This window comes from Anaerolineales bacterium (assembly GCA_016928575.1).
Lineage (GTDB): Bacteria > Chloroflexota > Anaerolineae > Anaerolineales > RBG-16-64-43 > JAFGKK01.
On record JAFGKK010000015.1, the window covers coordinates 1 to 23683 of the forward strand.

General features: G+C 62.7%; 20 protein-coding genes. 14 read left to right on the forward strand and 6 right to left on the reverse strand.

The genetic code is table 11. The features are described 5' to 3' along the window. From JW929_02190 to JW929_02205, 4 genes are all read right to left on the reverse strand, one after another. The coding region (locus JW929_02190) for a DNA primase (protein MBN1438192.1) at positions 1-206 on the reverse strand (206 nt) is incomplete at its 3' end. Between the two features lie 371 nt (positions 207-577). Then, entirely contained in the window at positions 578-1291 is a 714-nt protein-coding gene (locus JW929_02195; GenBank protein MBN1438193.1) for a hypothetical protein, read from the reverse strand. A gap of 54 nt (positions 1292-1345) precedes the next feature. Beyond that, entirely contained in the window at positions 1346-3853 is a 2508-nt protein-coding gene (locus JW929_02200) for an ATP-dependent Clp protease ATP-binding subunit (protein MBN1438194.1), read from the reverse strand. Positions 3854-4314: 461 nt separating this feature from the next. After that, positions 4315-4572 carry a hypothetical protein gene (locus tag JW929_02205; protein MBN1438195.1) on the reverse strand — a complete coding sequence of 86 codons (258 nt, stop codon included), beginning with the start codon at positions 4570-4572 and terminating at the stop codon, positions 4315-4317. A gap of 45 nt (positions 4573-4617) precedes the next feature. Here JW929_02205 and JW929_02210 point away from each other — a divergent pair, with 45 nt between their 5' ends. From JW929_02210 to JW929_02250, 9 genes are all read left to right on the forward strand, one after another. Beyond that, a complete protein-coding gene (locus tag JW929_02210) occupies positions 4618-5295 on the forward strand; it encodes an endonuclease III (protein MBN1438196.1) in 678 nt (225 codons plus the stop codon). A 360-nt stretch (positions 5296-5655) separates the two neighbouring features. Next, positions 5656-7485, forward strand: a complete 1830-nt coding sequence (locus tag JW929_02215) for a GAF domain-containing protein (GenBank protein ID MBN1438197.1) — start codon at positions 5656-5658, stop codon at positions 7483-7485. 78 nt (positions 7486-7563) lie between these two features. Further along, positions 7564-8181, forward strand: a complete 618-nt coding sequence (locus JW929_02220) for a hypothetical protein (GenBank protein ID MBN1438198.1) — start codon at positions 7564-7566, stop codon at positions 8179-8181. A 521-nt stretch (positions 8182-8702) separates the two neighbouring features. Continuing rightward, positions 8703-9365, forward strand: a complete 663-nt coding sequence (locus JW929_02225) for a hypothetical protein (protein ID MBN1438199.1) — start codon at positions 8703-8705, stop codon at positions 9363-9365. Positions 9366-9490: 125 nt separating this feature from the next. Continuing rightward, on the forward strand, positions 9491-10972 hold the full coding sequence (locus tag JW929_02230; protein MBN1438200.1) for a hypothetical protein: 1482 nt from the start codon (positions 9491-9493) through the stop codon (positions 10970-10972). After that, complete coding sequence (gene rsmG, locus JW929_02235; GenBank protein MBN1438201.1) at positions 10965-11717, forward strand: 16S rRNA (guanine(527)-N(7))-methyltransferase RsmG; 753 nt, start codon at positions 10965-10967, stop codon at positions 11715-11717. The genes JW929_02230 and rsmG overlap by 8 nt, the downstream gene beginning before the upstream one ends. 710 nt (positions 11718-12427) lie before the next feature. Beyond that, on the forward strand, positions 12428-13792 hold the full coding sequence (locus tag JW929_02240) for a glycosyltransferase family 2 protein (protein ID MBN1438202.1): 1365 nt from the start codon (positions 12428-12430) through the stop codon (positions 13790-13792). 5 nt (positions 13793-13797) lie between these two features. Beyond that, a complete protein-coding gene (locus JW929_02245; protein MBN1438203.1) occupies positions 13798-15348 on the forward strand; it encodes a polysaccharide deacetylase family protein in 1551 nt (516 codons plus the stop codon). A gap of 120 nt (positions 15349-15468) precedes the next feature. Next, positions 15469-16383: a hypothetical protein gene (locus JW929_02250; protein MBN1438204.1), complete on the forward strand. Its 915-nt coding sequence runs from the start codon at positions 15469-15471 to the stop codon at positions 16381-16383. Between the two features lie 30 nt (positions 16384-16413). Here JW929_02250 and JW929_02255 read toward each other — a convergent pair whose 3' ends face one another. Further along, entirely contained in the window at positions 16414-17634 is a 1221-nt protein-coding gene (locus tag JW929_02255; protein MBN1438205.1) for a DNA replication/repair protein RecF, read from the reverse strand. A 367-nt stretch (positions 17635-18001) separates the two neighbouring features. Here JW929_02255 and JW929_02260 point away from each other — a divergent pair, with 367 nt between their 5' ends. Then, complete coding sequence (locus tag JW929_02260; GenBank protein ID MBN1438206.1) at positions 18002-18328, forward strand: helix-turn-helix transcriptional regulator; 327 nt, start codon at positions 18002-18004, stop codon at positions 18326-18328. Positions 18329-18430: 102 nt separating this feature from the next. Further along, complete coding sequence (locus JW929_02265) at positions 18431-18799, forward strand: DUF2812 domain-containing protein (protein ID MBN1438207.1); 369 nt, start codon at positions 18431-18433, stop codon at positions 18797-18799. 193 nt (positions 18800-18992) lie between these two features. On the opposite strand, the gene JW929_02270 is transcribed toward JW929_02265, so the two are convergent. Next, on the reverse strand, positions 18993-20243 hold the full coding sequence (locus JW929_02270) for a ribonuclease H-like domain-containing protein (protein ID MBN1438208.1): 1251 nt from the start codon (positions 20241-20243) through the stop codon (positions 18993-18995). Between the two features lie 507 nt (positions 20244-20750). On the opposite strand from JW929_02270, the gene JW929_02275 reads away from it, so the two are divergent. From JW929_02275 to JW929_02285, 3 genes are all read left to right on the forward strand, one after another. After that, positions 20751-21485 (forward strand): hypothetical protein, encoded by a 735-nt coding sequence (locus JW929_02275; GenBank protein ID MBN1438209.1) that lies wholly within the window; start codon positions 20751-20753, stop codon positions 21483-21485. After that, positions 21482-22243: an imidazole glycerol phosphate synthase subunit HisF gene (gene hisF / locus JW929_02280; GenBank protein MBN1438210.1), complete on the forward strand. Its 762-nt coding sequence runs from the start codon at positions 21482-21484 to the stop codon at positions 22241-22243. Before JW929_02275 ends, hisF begins: the two co-directional genes overlap by 4 nt. Positions 22244-22327: 84 nt before the next feature. Then, complete coding sequence (locus JW929_02285; protein MBN1438211.1) at positions 22328-23590, forward strand: MiaB/RimO family radical SAM methylthiotransferase; 1263 nt, start codon at positions 22328-22330, stop codon at positions 23588-23590. Positions 23591-23683 lie beyond the last annotated feature (93 nt).

The window sequence follows — 23683 nt, forward strand, 5'->3', positions numbered from 1 at the left end:
AAGCGAAAGATATCGCCGCCTTCGTTGCACGCGCCGAAGCAGCGCCACGTTCCGCTTTCGGGGAAAACGGCGAAGGAGGGGGTTCGGACGTTGGCGTGAAAGGGGCAGAAGCCGGTGTAGTTCTTTCCCGAACGGCGCAGTCGGACCGTCTCGCCGATCAGTTCGACGACATCCACCCGGGCTTTGATTTCCTCGACGGCGGTCACGATTCGCTCCCGGGGCGGATTATACCCTTCCGCAGGAAAAACCTTGCCACCGCAAAGACGCAAAGGACGCGAAGATTACACATCATCCTTCGCGGTCTTTGCGCCTTTGCGGCCGGATTCGTTTTTTCAGTTCTTTTATACCTGCTCAGGTTGTCTCTTCCCGCGCAAAAATCCTAAAAGAGCGCTACCGGCGTTCGCGGTTTTGTCCGTCTTCCCGGCGCCTGCCTTCGCGGAGCGGAGGTGCTCGAAGCCGGGATCCAGTGATTTTTAATAAATCCATGGATGCCTTCGAAAAACGCCCCCGGCGAAGAACGCGCCGAGGGCGGGCGCCGACATGGCGACCAATGGCCGAGCGGTTACGTTTTTTTCTTCTACTCTACGTTGATGATCACCAACAGCGGCTCGTTGCCGTCGATGCCGACGCCGAAGCGTTTGCCGTCGGGATCCCGCAGATACCAGGTGGATTTGTGGATGCCCGGACTATCCGGCGCGATCAGAGTCACCGACAGCCAAGTGCTCTGGTTGGGAGCGACGACTTCCGGAAAGCCCACGAAATCCGGCCCGCTCATGTGTTGGCTGTCCGCGGAGGCGCCGTAGTAAAACAGCTGGTACCGCTGATCCCAGGTGCAGAATCCGATGTTGCGGATCTCCCAGGTTTTGGTGAATTGCGCATTGGGCTTAACGGTCGTTCCGTCCTGTATCGGTCCGATATCGCCGACGAAAAATGCGGCGTTGCACTTTCCCACCAGGGTGCGGGTCTTAAGCGATTCCGGATCGGTGGTGGGCGTGGGGCCGGCGGGCGATCCGACGGGCGTGATCAACTCCGGCGTGGCGGCCCCCAAATCGACGGTGGGGATCTCCGTCGGCGTATCGGTGGCCGCGGGGGTCGGCTTTTCGGTGTCCGTCGGACTCGGCGCCGAAGTCTGCGATTGGCGGATCTGATCCGATATTTCGGTCAGGACGGCCGACATGGTCTCGGCCGATTCCTCCTCCGAGGATTGGGTCGGCGCGGACGGGGCGGCGCAGGTGGCGAGCAGGGCCGAAAAAACCAGACAGACTCCCAACACGATCGTTTTTCGAATCATTCCGATTGACCTCGATGGTTAATGAGCGGATAGGGAGGGGCTGCGGCGGAAAGGCTACCGCGCGGGCAACGCTTCGGCCTGGGGTTCAGCGGCGCCCTCTTCGCCGCCGGCCGGGGCGGTTTCGATGACAATGCTGTCTTCTCGGAGTTGGATCGTAACCGAATCCCCTTCGCGCACCCGGCCCGAGAGCAGAGCTTCCGACAAACGGTCTTCCACTTCCAATTGGATCACCCGGCGCAGGGGGCGCGCGCCCATCTCGGGGTTGTATCCCATGTCGGCCAGGCGCGCCCGCGCCTCGATGGACGTCTGCAGGGTGATGCGATGATCCTCCAGGCGTTTCGCCACCTTGGCCAGTTCCAGGTCCACGATCCGGGCGATATCGCCTTTGTCCAGCGCGCGGAAGACGATGACCGCGTCGACGCGGTTGAGGAATTCCGGCCGGAAGGCTTTGCGCAGCTCCTCAAGCAGCTTCTTGCGCATCTCCTCATACGGTTCGATTTCGCCCTTGACGCTCTCGCTGCGCTTGCCGAATCCGAGCGCGGCCTGGCGGCGGATAGCTTCGGCGCCGACGTTCGACGTCATCACGACCATCGCGTTGCGGAAATCCACTTTGTGACCTTTTGCGTCGGAAAGCCGGCCTTCATCCATGATCTGCAGGAGGATATTGAGGGCCTCGGTGTGGGCCTTCTCGATCTCGTCGAAGACGACGATCGAATATGGCCGGCGGCGCAGGGCTTCGGTGAGCTGGCCGGCTTCCTCGAAGCCGACGTATCCCGGCGGCGCGCCGACCAGGCGGCTGACGGTGTGGCGCTCGGTGAATTCGGTCATGTCCAGCTGGATCATCGCCTCTTCGCTGCCGAAGAGGAATTCGGCCAGGGCTTTGGTCAACTCGGTTTTGCCCACGCCAGTCGGGCCGAGGAAAATGAAGGATCCGATCGGGCGATTGGGATCCTTCAGCCCCGCCCGCGAGCGGCGTACGGCGCGCGCGATCGCGGTGATGGCTTCCTCCTGCCCGATGATCCGCGCCCGCAGGGATTCTTCCATTTTAATCAGCCGCGCGGATTCGGCTTCGGCGAGCTGCATGACCGGGATCCCAGTCCACATCGATACCACCTCGGCGATGTCCTCGGATCCGACCTTCGGCCAATCTTCCTTGCGGGCCGGGCCCGCCTGCAAATCCTTCTGCCGGGCTTCGAGATCGCGCTCCCGCGCGAGCAGTTCGCGGGTGCGCTCGGTGGGCGTATTCTCCGCCGATTGGGCCTGCTCCTGCCGGATGCGGCGCAACTCATCAGCCGTCTCGCGCAGCTTGCGGGCTTCGGGGCTCTTGTACATCCGCACCCGCGAAGAGGATTCGTCGATCAGGTCGATCGCCTTGTCGGGCAGAAACCGGTCCGGAACGTAGCGGGCGGAAAGCCGCGCGGCGGCCTCCAAGGCCTCGTCGGTGATCGCCAGCCGGTGGTGCTGCTCGTAGTTCGGGCGCACGCCGTGGAGGATCTGAATGGTCTCGTCGATGGTCGGCTCCTCGACCGTCACCGGCTGGAAGCGTCGTTCGAGGGCCGCATCCGATTCGATGTGTTTGCGGTATTCCTCGAGCGTGGTGGCTCCGATGACCTGCAGTTCCCCGCGCGACAACGCCGGTTTGAGGATGTTGGCCGCGTCGACCGACGATCCGGCGGCGCCCGCCCCGACCAGCATGTGGACTTCGTCGATGAACAGGATCGCCCCGGCGCTCTTCAATTCGTCGATGACCCGCTTCAACCGCTCTTCAAACTGGCCGCGGTACATCGTCCCGGCGACGAGCGATCCGACGTCGAGTTGCAACAGGCGTTTACCCTGCAGCGGCACGGGCACGTCGCAGGTGGTGATGCGCTGCGCGAGGCCTTCGACGATGGCGGTTTTGCCCACCCCGGGTTCGCCGATCAGCGCCGGGTTGTTTTTCGTCCGGCGGGCGAGGATCTGGATCACCCGTTCAATTTCCTTCTGGCGTCCGATGACCGGATCCAGCTTGCCTTCCTCCGCCTTGGAGGTGAGGTCGGTCGCCAGTTGGTCGACCATCGGGGTCTTGGCTTTTTCGGCCTTGGCCGGCGCGCCGGCCGACTGCTGCAAGGGATGGCCCATGGGGCTGTCTTGCAGGATGCGCCGGGTTTGGCGCCTGACCTGCTCGGGGGATACTCCCAGCCTGCGGAGCACATCCGCCGCGGTCCCTTCGCTTTCGCGGACCAAGCCCAGGAGCAAATGTTCGGTGCCGATGTATTGGTGGCCCAATTTCCGGGCTTCCTCGATGGCGTTCTGGATCACCTTCTCGGTGCCCATCGACAATTGGATGCGCTCCGGAAACAGCCTGCCCGGCGGGATGATCCTTTCGATCATCTCTTTTACCCGCTCTTCCTCGAGGCCGAGTTCGCGCAAAACCCGTCCGGCGACGCCGCCTTCCTCCTGGATCAATCCCAGGAGCAGGTGTTCGGTGCCGATTTCCTTCGAGTGCAGGCGTTCGGCTTCCTGATGCGCCAAGCTGAGCACCCGCCGAGCCCGCTGGGTAAACCGTTCGAGGCTGTCTGCCACCAGAACCTGCCTTTCCCGTGGAATTGGTGAATCACGAACTACGCATTTATTCTACCAAATTCCCCCCTCATAGAACGGTGAGAAAATTGCTAATTTATTATATGAAATCGCAATAATCAATTAAAAAGAAGGGGAAAACGGAAGGTTCTCAGAATTTGTGCTTGTAAAAATGTCCCAGGTTTTCGACGTCCAGCCGGCCGGCTGCCTTTCTTTGCCGGATAGCATCCTCGGGCGATTACCCCGTTAAGCGGCGGTTCTTCCGGCGCAGACCCAGCAGGGCGCCGAAAAAGTCCGTCCCGCTTCGCGGAGCCGGGCCGGGTCAGCCTGCGCTCCCAGCGAGCATATTAAGGCCGGGTTTTTTCCCGGCGGTAGCGCCGGCCCCGGCGCAGGCCGGGCCGAGGATACGCCCCGGAAAAGGGTCGGGGCTACTCCATCGCCTTACCCGCTTTTTCAGCACCCGGTTAGGCATCCGCGGCCGAATCCTCGTCCTGCGCGGAAAAGCGGTTTGCTTTCCGGGCATTGAAACCGTCGACACTGCATTCCGGCGCCAACTCCTCGGGGTGATCATCATCCGCTGCATTGCCTTGATTTCCTTTTCCATCCGGCAAGAAAGCGAGCGAGAATGACCGCAAAGCCAAGCCTGCCGGGCGGGCGGGCACCCCGAAGAATCCTTTGGATGAACGGATGGCTTGCTTTGGACGCCGCGAGGTTTTTTCCATCCTCCGAAGTTGAGCGGGTTGGATGGAACCGGCTATAATTTTTGCATGCCTGCTCTGCGCGGACGAGCCCAGCGCATCTATCGGAAACTCCGTGATACCTACGGCGAACCCGTTTGGGAACGAAAGCCGTCGCCGGTCGACGAATTAATCTCGACGATCCTTTCGCAGAACACCAATGACTCCAACAGGGAAAAAGCCTTCTCGGCGCTTCGGCGGAAATATCCGCGATGGGAGGATGTGCTTAATGCCCCGGCAAAGGAGATCGTCGCCGCCATCCGCCCGGCAGGATTAGGCCCGCAGAAGGGTCCCCGCATCCAAAAGGCCCTGGCCGCCATCAGGGAAAGGGGCGGCCGGATCGGGATGGACTTTTTGCGCGGCTTTCCGGCTGAGGAGGTTCGTTCGTGGCTGACCTCCCTTCCCGGCGTAGGTCCGAAAACCGCCGCAATCGTAATGCTGTTCGCGTTGGATATCCCCGCCTTCCCGGTCGACACCCACGTCCAGCGGGTGACCGGCCGGCTGGGATTGCGCCCGCCGCGGATGTCGGCCGACAAGGCGCACGAACACCTCGCCGGATTGTTCGATCCGGAGCAGTATGCAACGGCCCACCTCAACTTGATCCGCCTGGGGCGCGAAGTGTGCCATGCGCGCGCGCCGGAATGCGGACGATGCGTTTTCCGCCGGATGTGTCCGTTCCACCGCTCCCATCCGTCGCGAGCCTCCTAAGTGGGTGGCCTCTCCACCGCCTCCCCATCATCCCATCCTCCCGTCACTGCGTCCGGAATACACCCTCCCTGCCTTTCCCCAAAGATTGATGGATTCGATTAAGCACCTTTTTTCCGCTGTTGTCGGGCCGGGAAGCCGGTCGCGGTGCAATACCGGGAGGATGCCCGAACCTGTCCCAGAGCGCCTGTCCCTAGCTCCTGTCCCGAGCGCCTGTCCCGAGCGAAGCGAGGGACAGCGAGGGAAAGCGAGGGTAGGGCATGCGAGGGGGAGCCTAAGTCCTTACCGGTTTTTTACGATCCCCTGCTTGTGGAATTTTCTCCTCTCCCATAGAATACACACAGGAAAGACCGCATTCGCAAAATGGCCTCCACCCCAACCATGCCCGCTTCGCTGGAAGGACTGCGCGTCGCCCTGCGCGCCATGCAGAAGCGGCTCGCGCCGGAAGACAGCCTGCAGCCGCTGATCGCGCAGACCCTCTCGAAGCTGGATTCCTTCCACGAGGAAGCCAGCCGGGCGGACGAGCATTCGCGCTTGGCGGCGATCTTCCAGGTCTCGCAGGCCCTCGGCTCGTCGCTGGTTCTCGACGACGCGTTGAAAGAAGTGATGGACGCGGTGATCCGCCTCACCGGCGCGGAGCGCGGCTGTATCATGCTCTTCGACGAGGCGGCCGGCCGGCTGGATCTGCGCGCCGCGCGCAACCTCGAGCGCGAATCGCTCAGCGAAAAGGAGATGGAATACAGCCGGACGGTGGTCGAGACGGTCTCACGCACCGGCAAGGCGGTGCTGACAACCAACGCCCAGACCGATCCGCGCTTCTCCGACCAGCACTCGGTGATGCAGTTTTCCCTACGTTCGGTGCTGTGCGTGCCGTTGAAGGTCAAGGACCGCATTCTGGGAGTGATCTACGTGGACAACCGGGTGCGGACGGGGCTGTTTTCCGAACGCGACCGCGAACTGCTTTCGGCGTTCGCCGTGCAAGCCGCGATCGCGATCGAGAACGCCCAGCTCTACACGCTCACCGACCGCGCACTGGCCGCCCGGGTGGCCGAACTCGAAGGCCTGCAGCGCGCCGACCGGCAATTGAACGCCACCCTCGAGACCGAGACAGTCGCGTCGGCGCTGTTGGATTTTGCGTTGCAGATCACCCACGCCGCCCGCGGCTGGGTCGCCATCCGCCCGGACGAAGACAGCGATCCGCAGATCGTCGCCGCCGGTGGATATCCCGAAAACGAACAGCCCGCCCTGCCCCCGTCCGGCGATCCGCTCGGCGCGGCCGGATCCGGAGGCGGGGTGGCGCTGCGCGCCGCCGCGCCGCACCTGCCGGCCGGGATGCTCGCCCCGATCGTCCGCGAGGGGAACACCGTCGGCCTGGTGCTGGTCGAACGCCCGGAGAGGAATTTCATCGACGCCGAACGCCAGGCGCTCGAACGCCTGGCGGACCATGCCGCCGCCGCGGCGGAAAACACGCGCCTGTTCCAGCGCCTGCGCCGGGCCAACGACGCCAAATCCCAATTCGTTTCGATCGTCTCCCACGAGCTAAAAATCCCGATGACCTCGATCCGCGGCTACGCCGACCTCCTGCGCCAGGGATTGATCGGCCCGGTAAACGAAAAACAGCTTGAATTCCTGCGCACAATCATGGGCAACGTGGACCGGATGACGGCGCTAGTCTCCGATCTCTCCGACATCTCACGCATCGAGACCGGCCGCCTGCGGATCGAGCCCGCGGCGGTGTCCGCGGAAACGGCCGTCCGTGATGTGGTCATCCAGATGAAGCCGCAATTCGACGCGCGCAAGCAAACGGTGCAAACCGAGTTCCCGGCCGCCCTTCCGAAAATCCGCACCGATCCACAGCGCCTGGCACAAATCCTCACCAACCTGCTCAGCAACGCCAGCAAATATTCCCCGGAAGGCGGCCAAATCCTCCTCCGCGCCGTGGACGAGAAGACGCGGGTGCGGATCGCCGTGCAGGACCACGGCATCGGGATGACCGCGGAAGAGCAATCCCGCCTCTTCACCCAGTTCTTCCGCGGGGAATCCTCGGCGGTCCGCGACCAACCGGGCTGGGGGCTTGGCCTGCACGTCACCAAGCGCCTGGTGGAAGTGCTGGGCGGGGAGATCGGCGTGGAAAGCATACCGGGAAGGGGAAGCACGTTTTCCTTCACCCAGCCGGTGGAACCCTCCACCTGATGACAACTCTCCGACTCCGCCCCCTGGAACGGGGATGAGGGAGAACGGCGGAGCGCGACGACAACGCCCCGAGGTCCGATGTCCGTCCAAAAACGCTACCCCCTGATCCTCTACCGCGAGTGGATGCGCTCCTTTTCCTTCCCGATCCTTTTCCTAATGTCGATCCTGGGCGTCCTCTGGGCCGCCGCCCTGTCCGGATGGCTCCCGGAGCATGTGGGAGTGTACGCCGAGGCGCAAGCGCCCGTCCTCGGCGCCGCGACGGGGATCGCTTTCGTGCTGTGGTTGACCGTGCTGATCCTCCCGCACCTGGCTTACGTGCAATGCCATCCGGATTACCTCCTGCTGCGGACCGGTCCATTGCGCCTGATCGTTTCCTACTCCCGGGTGCGGACGTCGCGGTCGGTCCAGCACTTACAAATCCACTCCCCGAAGACCCAACCCCGTGCCCACCGAAAATTGGCCGTCCGGCTGGCGCTCACGCAATGCGTGGCGATCGAATTGACCTCGTACCCAAGCGGGTTTTTCCTTCTGCGGGCGCTTTCGCATCCGTTCCTGTTCCTCGGCGATGAACCCGGCTTCCTGTTTGCGGTGAAGGATTGGATGGGCCTGAACCGCGAGGTGGACGAGAAGCACGCCGCCCTGCTTGCTAGAAAACGGGACGCCCAAAAGCAGCCCCGCCTGGGGGCACTCTCCTGACCTCGCCCCCAACGCGCTTCCCCGCGCGGCGGTCCCATCCTCGACGATCCGGCGCACGGCTCCACCCGGTTTCCATTCCATTAAGAATTCGTACGGCGGGAATGGGAGAAGGGACGTCCGCTCTGATGAATGCACCAAATATCGCGGCGACCGGCGGCGGGCCGGCCGGGTTAATCGCCGCGCGGGCGTCCGTCTCCCGCGGCCGAAAATCCTGAGGCGCGGAAAAATCCCCGGCCGGGTGGACCGGGTCGACCTTCGCAGCGCCGCCATCGACCCCCAGCGGCGCCAATCAACAGCCTGCGCGACTCCAACGGTCGCATTCTCCCGGATCGGGAATCAACATCCGCTCGTCCTCGAACATCAATCAGCCGAACGTCTTCCGAGACATCCGCCCCTGGCGGAGCGCCTGCCGCGACCGGATTCATTGGTAAAATAATTCCCGCCGAACCGCCGCGTCGATTCGAGAGGACCAACGGATGGAGAAGCAGAAAGGGAGTACCCCGCCTGAGCCGCGGAGGGGTTTGCCGTTGACTACGGTGATTGCGGTCCTGACCGGCACCACCAGCCTGCTGGTCTTCCTGACCGGAAAATCCAACTTGCCCGACATACTCCAAGGCGGGCAGGCGACCGACACGCCAACGGTTCCGCCGACGGCCACCCTGACCGTCGCCCTCGCTCCGACGGTCACCGCACGCCCGGCGGAATCCACGCCGGCCGCCTCGACTGCCGCGCCGACCCATGCGCCGAATTTCCCAACCGCCGCCGCGCCGTCGGATTCCGACTTGGAAACGGTGCCATCCATTTGGAATCTGACGAAATTCCGCGAACTCCCGGAGCCCGGCTCGATCCGTTACACGATCGAAGTCGCGCGCAACAGCGTCTGGCTTTGGGATTGCCGCTTCTGCGCCACCAGCGACGCCTTTCAGGATTTCCTGGCAACCCTGACGGTGGAATTCCGAATTGACGACGTCCGCTTGGGGGACGAATCCCTGCGCATCTACGACCGCTCCGGCGCCGGCGGGTGGATCTGCCGTAACTGGTCGACCAAACTGAGCGGCTGGCCGCTTGACCGGTCGCTGTTCTTGGAGATCCGCTATACGCACAGCGCGCCGACAAGCGACGGGAAAGACGAATTCGCCGCCGGTGAATACCGCCAAACGATCGTCGCGCTGGTGACTACATGAACGCTTGCGCCTCGGACCGCGCGGCATCGAAGAGAAGCTCCTTAGCGTTTCGCCGCGAGTCCGAGAATCCGTCTCCTGCCGAGCGGAACCCGGCGATTCTCCGCCCACTCCATTGTTCAAAGCGAATGCGCACAGACCGCCGTCCGATCACGGCCAGCTTTTTATCCTGTTGCCTTTGCTCCTGCGTGGCGGCCGGAGTCGCCGGCGATCCGGTCTCTGCAACTCCGACGGCGTCTCCCGCCTCACCGACAGCCGGCCCCGCGTTGACTGCGACCTTCACCCCCGAACCCCCTCCGGAGCCGGTCGAACGGCCGCTGTATGTCATCCGCGCGGCACTCGACACGCGCGCCTCCGAGGCGAACGGCTGGACGATGCCGCTCACCGTTCAGGAGCAGGTCACCTACACCAATCGTTCCGGGGAATCGATCAACGAGCTGGTGCTCCAGTTCGAACCCGCGCGTCGGGCGGATCTGTTCGAACTGATCGGCGTTTCCTCCAGCCTCTCCTCAGCGACCTTTCCGGCCTCCGTCGCCGACGGCCAACTGCGGATTCCGCTCGACGCCCCGCTTGAGTCCGGGGAAAGTGTGCGCCTGCGTTTGGAATACCGCCGCCTTCTCGCTCCGGAAAACACGCTCATCGGATGGAACGATTACCAAATCGTCCTCGGGAATTGGTATGCGTTTTTTCCGCCGTATGTGGCCGGAAGAGGCTGGCTGGCGCACCCGCCGGGCAATGTGGGCGAGCACCTGAGCTTCGCCTATGCGGATTTCGACGTTCAATTTGAATGGACGGGCGATGCGTCCTACTGGATCGCCGCCAGCGGAATCGAGGAGAAAGGCTCTTCGCCGCCGCGCTTCCGCTTCACCGGCCGATCGTTCGCGATGGCGTTGACCACTCAATCCCCGCACGCCCGGATGGCGGGGAATGTGGAAGTCATCGGCTACACCCGGCCGGAGTACGAAGCCCAGGGGGAATTCATAACCGACATCGCCGCCAAGGCCGTCACGGTCTTTGCCGAACGCTACGGAGAATATCCCCATCCGCGCTTGACCCTCTTGGAATCCGAATTGCCCGACGGCATGGAATTCGACGGGTTGGTGTTCCTCAACCCGGATCTGTTCCCCTATTACGAAGGAAACGGAGCGGATTATCTCACCGCCATCACGGCCCACGAGACGGCGCATCAATGGTGGTACGGCCGGGTGGCGAACGATCAGGCCATCGATCCGTGGCTGGACGAGCCTTTCGCAACCTACAGCGAATTGCTCTTCTACGAACGGCATTATCCCTCCCTGGTGGATTGGTGGTGGTGGACCCGGGTCGACCGCTACGCTTCCAAGATGTGCGTGGACATGCCGATCTACCAGTTCAAAGGATTCCGGGATTACGTGGATACGGTCTATCTGCGCGGCGCCCAGATGCTGCACGCCTTGCGCATGCGGATGGGAAATCAAGCGTTTCTGGAAAGCCTGCAAGACCTGCAACACTCGTATTTCGGATCCGTCATCGTCCCCGCCGACGCGTTCCGGGTTTTTCAATCCCACACCGCGCATCCGTTGTACGGCATATGGGATGAGTATCTCTGCCTGCCGCCGCCCCATGAATGAGATCCGTCCGCCCGACCGGTCTGACGCCTTGGCTCCTTTCGCCGCTTGCGCGAAATCCCTGACGGGCCTCTCCCTTACCGAGACCCAAATCCTCCATTTCCAGCGGTATGAAAACATCCTTTTGGACGGCAACCGGCAATTCAACCTGACCGCAATCACGGGACGGGATGAGATCCGCCTGAAACACTTCCTGGATTCCCTTTCCTGCCTCAAGGCGATGGATCTGCGGCCGGGCATGCGCGTCATCGACATCGGGACCGGGGCGGGATTTCCGGGATTGCCGTTGAAAATCGGAGCGCCCGGCATCCAGCTCACCCTGGTGGAATCCACCGGCAAGAAGGCCGATTTCTGCCGGCGCCTTGCGGCGCAACTGGAGCTGCGCGATGTGACGGTTCTGCACGCGCGTGCGGAGGAAGTGGGACAGGATCCCGTTCATCGCGAAAAATACCATTGGGCGGTAGCCCGGGCCGTGGCGGATTTGTCGGTTCTGGCCGAGTACCTGCTGCCGATGGCGTGCATCCACGGATACGTCCTGGCGCAAAAAGGGGAAAGCGGCCCGACCGAGGCTCAGGCGGCAGCCGGCGCACTGCGGCTTTTGGGGGGATCGGTGGAAAAGATCATGCCGGTCGAATTGCCGGGGATCGCCGAGGTGCGCTATTTGATCGTCATCCGCAAATCCGCCGCCACGCCTCCGCAATACCCCCGGCGGGTAGGGATCCCGTCGAAAAGACCGCTGGGGCGCTGAAAATCGGGTTCGATTTCGTATTCTTGAAAACGAAAGCCGGAAACAGAAAGGCGATACGGTTCCTCCCGCCATGCCATTCCGGCGGTATCCGGCTGTGGCGAAAACCTCAACCGGAGACTTCCCAGGTATTTTTTGGTTTGCCGGCCGGGCGTCGGGAGTGAAGCGTGGCCGCGGATTTTATTTCGGGAAGTCATCATCGCTGGAGAGTGGAAAGTAGAGGATGCCGCTTCGGCGTGGCGGGGACCGCCGCGACTCGATCGCGCCTTTGCCACAATCGGTGAAGAAGAGGCGCTCTTCACGGCATGATCCGTCCTTTTCTCGTCACGCACGCCGGCGGGAAACACCACTCTCTTTCAACGCCCCCGGAGGTAGGCCCGGTTTTTTCCCGAACGCAGGCGTTCACATGCCGTCGCGCCTTTGTCATTAATGGATTTGCCGCCATCCCTCCCCTCACCGCTTTTTCACGCCCAATAAAATATCATGGCTGCCGCGGGATTGGAGAACCCGCAACGCTGCTGGACGTCCGCGTCCGTTTTTCCGGAAAGCCCCGATCGTTTCGATCGGATTGCACGGGCTGTTTCCTTTTCTTTGCAAATTCCTGATCGGGCGCATCGCCGCCTTCTCCCGCGCATCGGGATAGCGGAAAGTACCGTAGGAGAAGCGTACCCTATCCGGAGGCCGGCATTCGGGCTATCCTTCGAAAACATCATATGGAATCATCCATTATCACCAAACCCAGGCCGGCAGTCCGCCGGGGCGTTTGGAATTGGCGCCCGTACTGGAACGGGATCGAAAATCTCCTCTACCGGTCGGTTCTGCTGTTCCTGGCGCTGGTCACGCTCCTGGTCATCCTCTATTTAAAATCCCGCTCCTCGATCGCCCTGGTCGGCGATCCGTTGCTGTTCGTGTACACGGTCGGGATCACCCTGTTCCAACTCTCCCGGCTGCTGAGCGCAATCCTCTACCGGCGGACCAATCACCAATATCTCGCCGTCTCCGATTCCCCCGGTGAAGCAGCCTTCGAGCCGCCGGTGACCTTCGTCATTCCGTGCAAGAACGAAGAAGACGCCATCGCGGGGACGGTGACGAAATGCTTTGACGCGCATTATCCGAAGGAAAAGTTGGAGGTCATTGTAATCAACGACGGCAGCACGGACCGGACGATCGAGGTCCTTCGCGAGTTGGAAAAGAAGCAGCCCCGGTTGGCGGTGGTGGATTGGAAGGAGAACCGGGGAAAACGGCACGGCATGGCGGAGGGAATCCGGAGGGCGACCGGCGAGATCATCATCCAGCTGGACAGCGACAGCCACATTTCCCCGGAGACATTTCGGAACCTTGTCCGGCCGTTCCGCAATCCGGAGGTGGGAGCCGTGTGCGCGCACGCCGATCCGGCGAACGCGGAGAAAAACTGGCTTACCCGGATGCAGGCCGCCTATTACTTCGTCTCGTTCCGGATCTTGAAGGCGGCCGAATCCGCCTTCATGACCGTGTTCTGCTGCAGCGGATGCTCCTCGGCCTACCGCCGGGAAATCATCCTGCCGATCCTTGATCGCTGGTTGGACGAAAAATTCCTTGGCTTGCCCGTCACCTGGGGCGAGGACCGCGCGCTGACCAATTGGGTGCTGCGGCTCAACTACCGGACGATCTACTCGGAAGAGGTGCGCGCCCACACGATCTGCCCGGACTCCTTCCGGAAATTCCTCAAACAGCAGATCCGCTGGAAGAAGGGGTGGCTGGTGAATTCGATTTTCGCCTCCATGTTCATCGTCCGGCGCGAACCGTTCGTCGCCTTCACCTACTTCTTCCCGCTGTTGATCATCTCCCTGATCACCCCCTTCATCGCGGTCAAGTCGCTGATTCTCGGGCCGATCCTGCGCGGCGCGCTCCCCCTCTACTACATCTCCGGAGTTTTCCTGATGTCGTTCGTCATGACCCTGTACTACCGCTGGCTCTCGCGCGAGAATAAATATTGGCCGTTCGTGTTCGTCTGGTCGGCGATCAACATGGTGTTCCTGTCGTTCGTCCTGTTCTATTCGATCGCGACGATCCAAAACCGAAAGTGGGGCACAAGGTAAGCGGAATGCTCAAACACCGCGACCGGACGAAAGCCGTGTTCTTCGTGCTGTTCATCCTCCTGGCGGTCCTGATGTGCGGCGGGAGTCACTTCCTGGGCCAGAAGGTCCCCTCCACCCGCAAGCTGGAATTCTGGCGGACCGGGATGCCGTCGCAATTCGACTACCTGGCTTCGAAGGAAATCGAAATCGTCGCCGATTTCCCGACCCCCATGCGCGGATCGGGGGAATCGGCCCAATCGCTGATCGTGCTCCTGTACCACGGGATTCGCGAGGAAGCCGCGGACGGCATCGTCAGCTGGGAAAACTTCAAAAACCAGATGTTCGCCCTCAAAGCGGCCGGATACCAAACCGTCGGATTGTCCGACCTGGAGGAATTCCTTCTGCGCGGCCGTCTGCTGCCGAAAAAATCCTTTCTGCTGACCTTCGACGACGGCCGGAAAGACAGCTACTATCCGGTCGATCCGATCCTCGAGGCGTTGGACTACCGGGCCGTGATCTTCATCATCACCTCGATGATCTCGGAAGAAAACGATTTCTACCTGACCGAAAAGGAACTGAAGGAAATGGCCGCATCCGGACGTTGGGAACTGGAATCCCACGGCCACGACATCCATAAATCGGAAGCGGTGAATACCGCCGGGGAGAAGGGGCATTCCCTGAGCAACCGGCTTTTCCGTCCGGAAGAAGGGCGCCCGGAAACCGACACCGAATACGAACAACGGATCACCCTGGACCTGCTGGAATCCAAACGCCAGTTGGAAGGCCGATTCGGCGTTACGGTCCGGGCGTTCGCCTATCCGTACGGGGATTACGGCCAGGGTAGCGTCAACCATGCGGATTCGGCCGTGGCGGCGATCCAAAAGGCGGCGTCCGCCCTGTTTCACATGGCCTTCTACCAATCCTGGGACGGAGCTTTGGTCCGCAACTATCCGGGGTTGGATACGTTCATGGTCCGCCGCCTCGAAGTGGAACCGGAATGGGATGCGACCCGGTTGCTCAACAGCGTCCTGGGCGGCGAAGACAAGCCGGCCGACTTCAGCACGGCGATGCAGAGCGATCCCGGCTGGATTGACGGATGGGGCGATGTCAGCGTCGCTTCCGGCCGGCTCAACCTCGCGGCGGCCAAAGACACCACCGGCGCTTCCTCCTACCTGGACGGAACCTATCTGTGGACGGATTTCGATCTGACCCTGCGGGCGCGTTTGCTGCGCGGGGAATCCTTCTCGATCCTGGCGCGGGTGGACCGCCGGAAAAATTTCGTTTTCTGCTCCTTCGGTCAGAACGGGGTCGCATACGGCGAGCAGGTCGACGGAAATTTCATCGAGGGGCCGGGATGGTACACCGATTTAAGCCTGCTCCAGGGCTTGGAGATTCAAGCCGGTATCTCCGTTCAGGGCAACACCGTCCGTTGTCTGCTCAACGGGATCTGGGGTGTGGAAAGTGCTTTCCTCCGGCACAAGGCCGAAAACGGCATGATCGGCGTCAGCGTTTGGGGGCCGGTGCGGGGGGAAAGCGCGCTGGAAGTGATCTCGCTGGACGCCCGCAAGATCCATTGACCCGCCGCCGTCGCCTTTTTATACAAACCCATTCACCGCCAAGGCGCAAAGGGGGCGGAGATAATCGGGTTTGTTTCTCCTTTGCGATTTTGCGAGCAGGAAGGGTTAATCGTCCGCGGGATGAGAACCTCTCGACGTTTGCTGGCCGCATTCCTGATCCCAATGCTCTGTTCACCGCTCGGCGAAGCGGTCCTGGCGCCGGCATCTCCCGCCCCCGCGCCAACCCCCTCCGCCACGGCAACCGCGATCCTTACCCCAACCCCGACGGCCACCGCGGATCTGACGCCAACCGAACCCCCGCATTTCGCAACCGGCTTCGATCCCGACCGGGTTCTTGAGGAAACGGCCCGCATGGAACTGAGCGCCAGCCCGGATTGGTGGGTCAACTCCGGCGCCTGGTTTCTCCAGCGGGACGGAGTGGGGAGCACGTGGACCGGGGAGGCGCCCGCGGATTCCCCTTGGCGCTCGGCCTACCGCCGCGCGAACCCCCTGGACACCGACCAGGGCGCGCATCCGCAGAATCTGTTCCGCCTGATCACCCGCAGCGAGTGGCTCGCGCCCGTCCAACAGGTGTATTTCCGCGTCGCCGCGGATCATTTCAGCGGCAGTCCGAACCGCAACCCATCGAACGGCGTGCTGTTGTTCCTCCGCTACAGCGACGGGGATCATTTGTATTACGCGGGGGTGCGCGTCGACGGATTCGCCGTGATCAAGAAGAAATCCGGCGGTATCTACACAACCCTGGCGGAGGCGCCGCTGTATCCCGGGACGTATCACCGCAACGGCAATCCAAACCTGATCCCCCACGGCGCGTGGATCGGCCTGCGGGCGGTGATGCAAACGGAGGGAGGCGGAGTGACCATCCTGTTGTACACCGATCCGGATCGGAGCGGCTTCTGGGCGCTTGCGGTCCAAGCCTACGATGCGCCCGGTCCGGAGGACGCCCTCGCGCACGCCGGACACGGAGGGATCCGGACGGATTTCATGGATGTGGAGTTTGACGATTACCGGATCGAGGAGAGCAACTGCGAATAAAAACCGACAGCCCTGTCTGCGGGCTTCCCGTTAGAGTGAATGCTCCTGCAAGGTCCCGCCTTCGACCCACCAAGCCCGGGCTTTGCTGCGGTAGGCGGCCGGGAGCATCTGCGGATCGCTGGCGGTGGTGAACACTTGGTCCGCCCGCTCCAGGTCGCCGAGCAGATCCTCGCGCCGGCGGACATCCAGTTCCGAGAAGACCTCGTCCAACAGCAGCACCGGCCACTCGCCGCCGCGCGCCCGCAGCCACTCCACCTCGGCCAGCTTCAACGTCAACAGCGCTGTGCGCGCCTGGCCGCGCGATCCGTAAGAGGTCAGGTCGATCCCGTTGGCCAGGAAGCGCACATCGTCGCGGTGCGGCCCGGCAAGAGTCAAGCCGCGGCGGATGGAAAGTTCGCGGTTCCGCCGTAAGGCTTCGAGGAACATCCCCCGCAAGTCCTCCATCTTCCATTTCGTATGATCGACCGCGGCGTCCATCGGGAGTTCGCGCTGCGCGCCGTCGGACTCCCCCGTCGGGCGCGCCGGATCCCAGGCCGGGCAGTAGCGGATGTGCAGGGCTTCCGCGCCGCGGGTCAGCCGCCGGTGCAACGGAGCCGCCAGGACTTCGATTTCGGCCAGCGCGCGGGCCCGCCCCAGCAGCAGCGCCGCGCCGGATGCGGCCAGGGGTTCGTCCCACACGTCCAACTGCTCCCGCCGGCCGTCTCCCTCCTGCAGCGCGCGCAGCAGCGCGTTGCGCTGGGTGAGCGCGTGATGATACTCCCACATCGCGGCGCGGTAGGAGGAATCGGCCTGGGCCGCCGCCTCGTCCAGGTGGCGCCGCCGGTCGCCGGGCGCGCCGTCGATCACCCGCAGTTCCTGCGGCAGAAAAAGCAGGGCGCGGAACATGCCAGGCAGTTCGGAGGGCTTGCGCCGGACGGAGTTGACCAGGATATCCTTTCGGAAGCGCCGTTCGCCGGCGGCGGTGCGCTCGAAGAACAGACGCAGTTCAAGGCGCTGGCCGCCGGAGCTGTCCTCCACTTCCGCCTCCAGTCGAGCAAAAGGCTGTTCCTCCCGCAAAGCCAGGAAATTAATCAGCTGGCGGTCGTTTTCCGCCAGCGGGGAACGCGCGTGGGTGAACAGGTAGACCGCTTCCAGGAGCGAGGTCTTGCCCTGGGCATTCGGACCGGCGAGGAGGATCGGTCCGCGCGGGAAGGCGGTTTCGAGGCGAATGTAGTTGCGGAAGTTGGCGAGGGAAAGGCGTACGATGCGCATGGAAATCGCATCGATTGTAGCACAGCCTCCGCATCCTCCCACGGCCTCTGTGACCGAGAAAAGGGTTAAGGATAGCGGCCAAAGGGCTTGAAGATAAAAAGAAGCCGCAGAAAAAGCCCGTCATGCAAAGTGAAGCAAAGCCGCCGCCTTCGTTTTTCCATTTCCATCGCTTCGCCCCGCCTGAGGCATCGACGGTCCCGATCGGCATGGATCAGCGGTTGTTCCGGGGGACGGTAGCCCACCCGCGGTTTGAAAAAAACAGCCCAAGCCCATCCGCCGCTTGACAACCCGCCGTTCCGCGCCATTATATCGTTATCCGTTATATCATCTATCGGTACACCGATTGCCGATACAAAGGACGGAAACCATGCCCAAAGCCGACGATGTCCGAAAATACCTGCCGCTGACGGAATCGATGTTCTACGTCATGCTCTCCCTGCTGGAGCCGCTGCACGGGTACGGGGTGATGCAAAAAGCGGAAGCCCTCAGCCGCGGTACGGTGACCGTCGGGCCCGGGACCCTCTACGGCATGCTCACCGGATTCGAAGAAGAAGGATTGATCACGCTGGTGAAAGAAGAGGAACGCCGCAAAAGCTATCTGCTGTCCGCCAAGGGGAAACGCGTCCTGGCCCGGCAGATCGAACGATTGGAGATCATGAATAAATGCGCCGGAGAATTCAAGAATCGCTTGTAGTCGGCCGGCGGGGTGAAGACGGCGATGGAAAAGGAAATACGCTGGAAATTCCGTTGGTTCTGGTCCTGGCAGGACGATCGTTAGGAAGGGTGGCTGGGAGCGATGTCTCGGGAAGGATGGCACCTGGCCGAGTTCGGATTTCCCGGAGGATACGGATTCCGGAAGGGGGAGCCGAAGCGCTACGCCTACCGGATGGATTTTCAGACATCCGCGATGAAGGACCGGGAGGCTTATCTGCAGTTGTTCCGCGATGCCGGCTGGGAGCACGTGGGCCACCTTTCGGCCTGGGAGTATTTCCGGAAGGAGTCCCATCCCGGCGAGGAACCGGAAATTTTCACCGATCCGGAATCTAAAATCCAGAAAAATCGACGGGTGATGCGGTGGCTGCTGTTTTTCTTCCCGATTCTGTTCCTCATCTACGTCACCAGCTGGAGGCATCTGCAGGAAAAGGGGCCCTTCGGATCGGGGTAAATCTGCATCACCCTGGGAATTTTATTCCTTTATAGCATCGGCGCGCTGGGAATTTTTCGTCGGATCAGCCAACCGAAGAAAACCGTCCGCAAATAGGCCGCCGCGCCGATGGACCGGCCGCGGTTCCCGGCCTGATCGTTTGCCGATCCCGCCCCCCATGGAGGCCGTTTGGGACGCACCGCCGAGGGCATCCTCAACGGCGCTGCTTCGGGGGCCGCTTGGCGGTTTTACTTTTCTTCTCCAGCCGGCTCATGCGATGCTCCACGGCATGTTCGATTTCCCGGCGCCGGCGGGGATCGGGGAGGACGGCCGCCGCGGTCAAGGCGGATTTGGCCCAGCGGGCCGCCGCCTCCAAGTCGCGCCTCCGCCATTCATGGAATTTGGCCAGCTCTACGCACGGCCGCGGATCGTCCGCCGCGGCCCCGTGCCAGCGTTCCCAATACTCCGCCGCCCGTTCGTAGTCGCCGGCCGCCTTGGAAAGCCCCGCCAATCCCTCGAGCGCGCGCGCCCGATCTGCGCCCGCCAACCTGGCTTTCAGCGCGGTGCGGAACCCTTCTTCGGCCAGCGCGGGCCGTCCGAGCCCGCGGTACACCAGCGCCATCGCCAGCGCATCCAATGGATCCTCGAATTCGGCCGGCGGTTTCCGGTAGCGTTCGACGACCTCCGCCGCCAGGACGGCCATCGAAAGGACATCCTGCACGTTGTGATACAACACGCCGGCCATCAGGCTTGGATCGTTTGTCTGCAGATATTCGCGGTACAGGTAGGGAATCAATCCGCCGGGTACGTCTTCCGACGACCGCCGCACGTCCAGCAGATCCGTCTCCAAGGCCCGCAGGGCGCAGGATTCCATCCGGCGGCCCCACAGCCGCCGGGCATGGGTCAGCAAGTCGAACTGGAAAATCCGGGTCAGGGCGTCGAACCGGCGCAGGCGCTGGGCGGCGCGCGATTGCAGGATCGGAACGTCGAACACCCGCCCGTTAAAAGTGACCAGCGCCTTGCGGGATTCCATCTCTGCCAGAGAATCTTCGAGCATTGCGGCTTCGCCGGACGGATCCGCAAGGAAGTATTGGCGTACCACGAACCCGCCGGCATCGTAGTATCCGGTTCCTACCAGAAAGGCCATCGTTCCGGCGCCGCCCGCCAGGCCGGTGGTCTCCGTGTCCATGAAGATCATATCCGCCGGCAGGGTCTGCTGCGGAAAATCCGGAACCCCGGGGAAGGAAAACGATTCGAGAAATTCCGATAAGGGGCGGCGTCCGTGGCGCAGATCCGCCGCATAGCGGTACTCCGCCAGGAAGTAGGATCCGGCCGGCGTATCCACCTCCCGGCCCGGCCAATCCACGGGAACGGCGCGGGTCCGTCGGACGGGCGGCGCGAGATCCGAGGCGGGTTTCAATCCGGCTTGGCGGAGTCGCGCGCGGAGCGAGGAGAGATCTTTCATATTAAAGCCGCATAATTTTTTTCTACAATCGAGACCGGCGCGTAAGGTGCGCGTAAAAAAAGATCCGCAATTGCGATTATACGCCAACCGTCGCGGCTTCCGTATGACATTCGGCAATGACAAGTTCCGCAAAGTGCCCTATCCTGTATTGGCACGCAGAGTTGTCGGACAACAACTCCTCCTCTTTGGGCAAACCTCCGCCGGCGCCGAGCCGGCGGAGGTTTCCTTTCGGCAAACAGCCACTGTTCCGGCGCGGCGGATCATGCCAAGGCCGAACACAAAACGAGTTCCTCCACTCGGATCCGCCGTTATTTGCAGATCAGCCGGACGAAATCCGCCGTAAATCCCGACGGTCCGACGAAATGCGTCAAATCCTCGAGTGCCTCACCGGCCGGCACCATTCGACCGCCGGGCTCCTCCAAAGCCCGCGTATTGCTTCCCGTGCCGGAGTGTTGTATTCTATGCCTTCCGCAAATCCGACAGCGGATCCGCGGGAAGGAGAACGGATTGTCCTCCAAGGCACGCGCGCTTTTCCTCGGCTTCGCCGCCGGTTTGCTGACCGGATGCGCCCTGTGGAGCATGCCCCAGGGCGACGTCTATTTCCAAGATGATTTTTCCAGCGCCTCCAGCGGCTGGGACAGGGTTCAGGCAGCCGACGGCGTGACGGATTACGCCGACGGGGCCTACCGGATCTTCACCGCCACCGCCGATTACTACATGTGGGCCACTCCGGGGCGGAATTTTCCCGACGACGTGCTCATCGAAGTGGACGTGACCAAGAAAGCCGGCCCCAACGCAGATGTCTTCGGGGTTTTGTGCCGCTACCAGGATGCGAAAAATTTTTACATCCTGATGATTTCCGGCGACGGCCAGGCCGGAATCGCAAAACGCAGCGCCTCCGCCGACCTGGTGATGCTCTCCGGAGAATCGCTGAAGACCAACCCGGGCATCCGCCCGGGGCTGGAGACCAACCACCTCCGCGCGGATTGCATCGGCATCGGCCTTGCGCTGTACGTCAACGGCCTGCTGGTCGCCACCGCCGAGGATTCGGAGTTCACCGGCGGCGATGCGGGACTCTGGCTGGGCGCCTACGACCAACCGGGGACGGACCTGTTTTTCGATAATTTTCTCGTGCGGAAACCATACCCCCCCTCGGCCTTCCCGGTTTTTTCGGATGCGGACCGTGCAAACCGGCGAACCGTAGAATCCACACCGAGCCGGGCGGGGAAGGAGCCTACATGAAGACGGTGAAAATTATGCCCTGCCTGGATATGAAAAACGGGCGCGTGGTTAAGGGGGTGAATTTTGTGAACATCCGGGAGGCCGGCGACCCGGTGGAAAACGCCGCCTTCTACCAAGCGGAGGGCGCCGACGAACTGGCGATGCTCGACATCGCGGCGACGTTGGAAAACCGCAAAACCCGCCTGGAGTGGGTGCGGAACGTCGCCTCCGTGATCACCATCCCGTTGACCGTCGGCGGCGGCATCTCTTCCCTGGAAGACATCGACCTGCTGTTGGAAGCCGGAGCGAGCAAAATTTCGGTCAACAGCGCGGCGGTTAAACGGCCGGCGCTGATCGGTGAAGCCGCCAGGCAATTCGGATCGGCCTGCGTCACCGTAGCGATCGACGGGCGGCGCAATCCCGCCAAGCCATCCGGATTCGAGGTGGTGGTCGCAGGCGGGACCAAAGCGGTGGACCGGGATGCGGCGGAGTGGGCGCGCGAGTGCCAGAGCCTGGGCGCCGGGGTGATCCTTCCCACCAGCATGGACGGCGACGGGACCCAAGCCGGCTACGACCTGGAGTTCACCCGGGCGATTTCAAACGCCGTGACGGTGCCGGTCGTGGCTTCGGGCGGCGCCGGAAAGCTTGAGGATTTTTTCGACGCCGTGGAGCAGGGCGGCGCAAGCATCCTGCTCGCGGCCTCGGTGTTTCACTTCCGGATCCTGCGCATACGCCAAGTGAAGGAATACCTGCGCGAGAAGGGCTTGAATGTGCTTTGATGGACTCCGGAGAAGAGCTGCCTGCCGGGAATTCATCATGCTGCGGCGAGACCGGCGTGTTCGGCGTCCCGGCAAGCAAAACCTTTGAAAATTTTTTTTGATCTGGTCGGCTGCCGCGTGAACGAGGCGGAAATCGAATCGATGGCGGCCCGGGCGCGCGCGCAGGGCCACAATCCGGCCTGCGCCCTGAAGGACGCGGATTGGATCGTGATCAACACCTGCACGGTCACCCGCGAGGCGGAACGCGACAGCCGGCAGAAAATCCGCCGGGCGCACTCCTGCAACCCCGCGGCCCGGATCGCCGTCACCGGATGCTGGGCGACGATGGAGCCGGCCCAGGCGGCCTCCCTGCCGGGCGTCGCGCGCGTGATCCCCAACGCCGAAAAAGAACTGCTCCCCGCCTCGCTCTGGCCGGATGAGGCGGATGGTAATCGGCAAAATCCTCGCCTCCCTCCGCCGTTCTTCCGGCGCCGCACGCGGGCATACATCAAGGTCCAGGACGGCTGCGACAACGCCTGCGCCTACTGCGTCACGCGCCTGGCGCGCGGCCCCCTCCGCAGCCGTCCGGCGGACGCCGTGGCGGCGGACGTCCTCGCCGCGGAACGGGCGGGGGCGCAGGAGGCGGTGCTGGCCGGCGTGCATCTCGGTGCCTGGGGAAGGGACAGCCAAGTCGAAAACGGCTTGGCGCATCTGCTGGAAACAGTCCTGGCCCGCACCTCCATCCCCCGCCTGCGGCTTTCCTCGCTGGAACCCTGGAATCTGCCCCCGGGTTTTTTCCGCCTGTGGGGCGACGGACGGCTGTGCCCGCACCTGCACCTGCCGTTGCAATCCGGCTGCGCGGCGACCTTGCGGCGGATGAGGCGCAACGCGTCGCCGGCCGATTTCGAGCGGATCGTGGAAGCGGCGCGCGCGTCGATCCCTGATCTGGCGGTCACCACCGATCTGATGGTCGGATTCCCCGGCGAAAGCGAATCGGAGTTCCGGGAAAGCCTGGAGTTCGCGGAGCGGATGCAATTCGCGAGGACCCACATTTTCCGGTTTTCCCCGCGTCCGGGGACGGAAGCGGCGGAAATGGCGGACGCCGTTCACCCGCTGGAGATCCGCCGCCGGGCGCTGCGCGCGCGCCGGGCCGTCAATCCGCCAGAGGAGGCCTACGCCCGCTCGTTTCTCGGCCGCGAGATGGACGTGCTGTGGGAGGCGGACACGCGCGGAGGCATGCGCCGCGGATTGACGGGGAATTTCCTGCGGGTCCGGATAAAATCGGATTCGATCCCGCCGAACACATTCTCGCGTGTGCGGTTGGTTTCGTTGGATCATGGGGACGTCCTTGGAGAACCCAGGATATAATTTTCACCACCAGGCCGTAAAAGCCGCGGGTTTTTAAATTGCCCTCTTGGATTTCGTCGAAGTTTGGGGGCGGAATTCTTTGACAATCCTTAA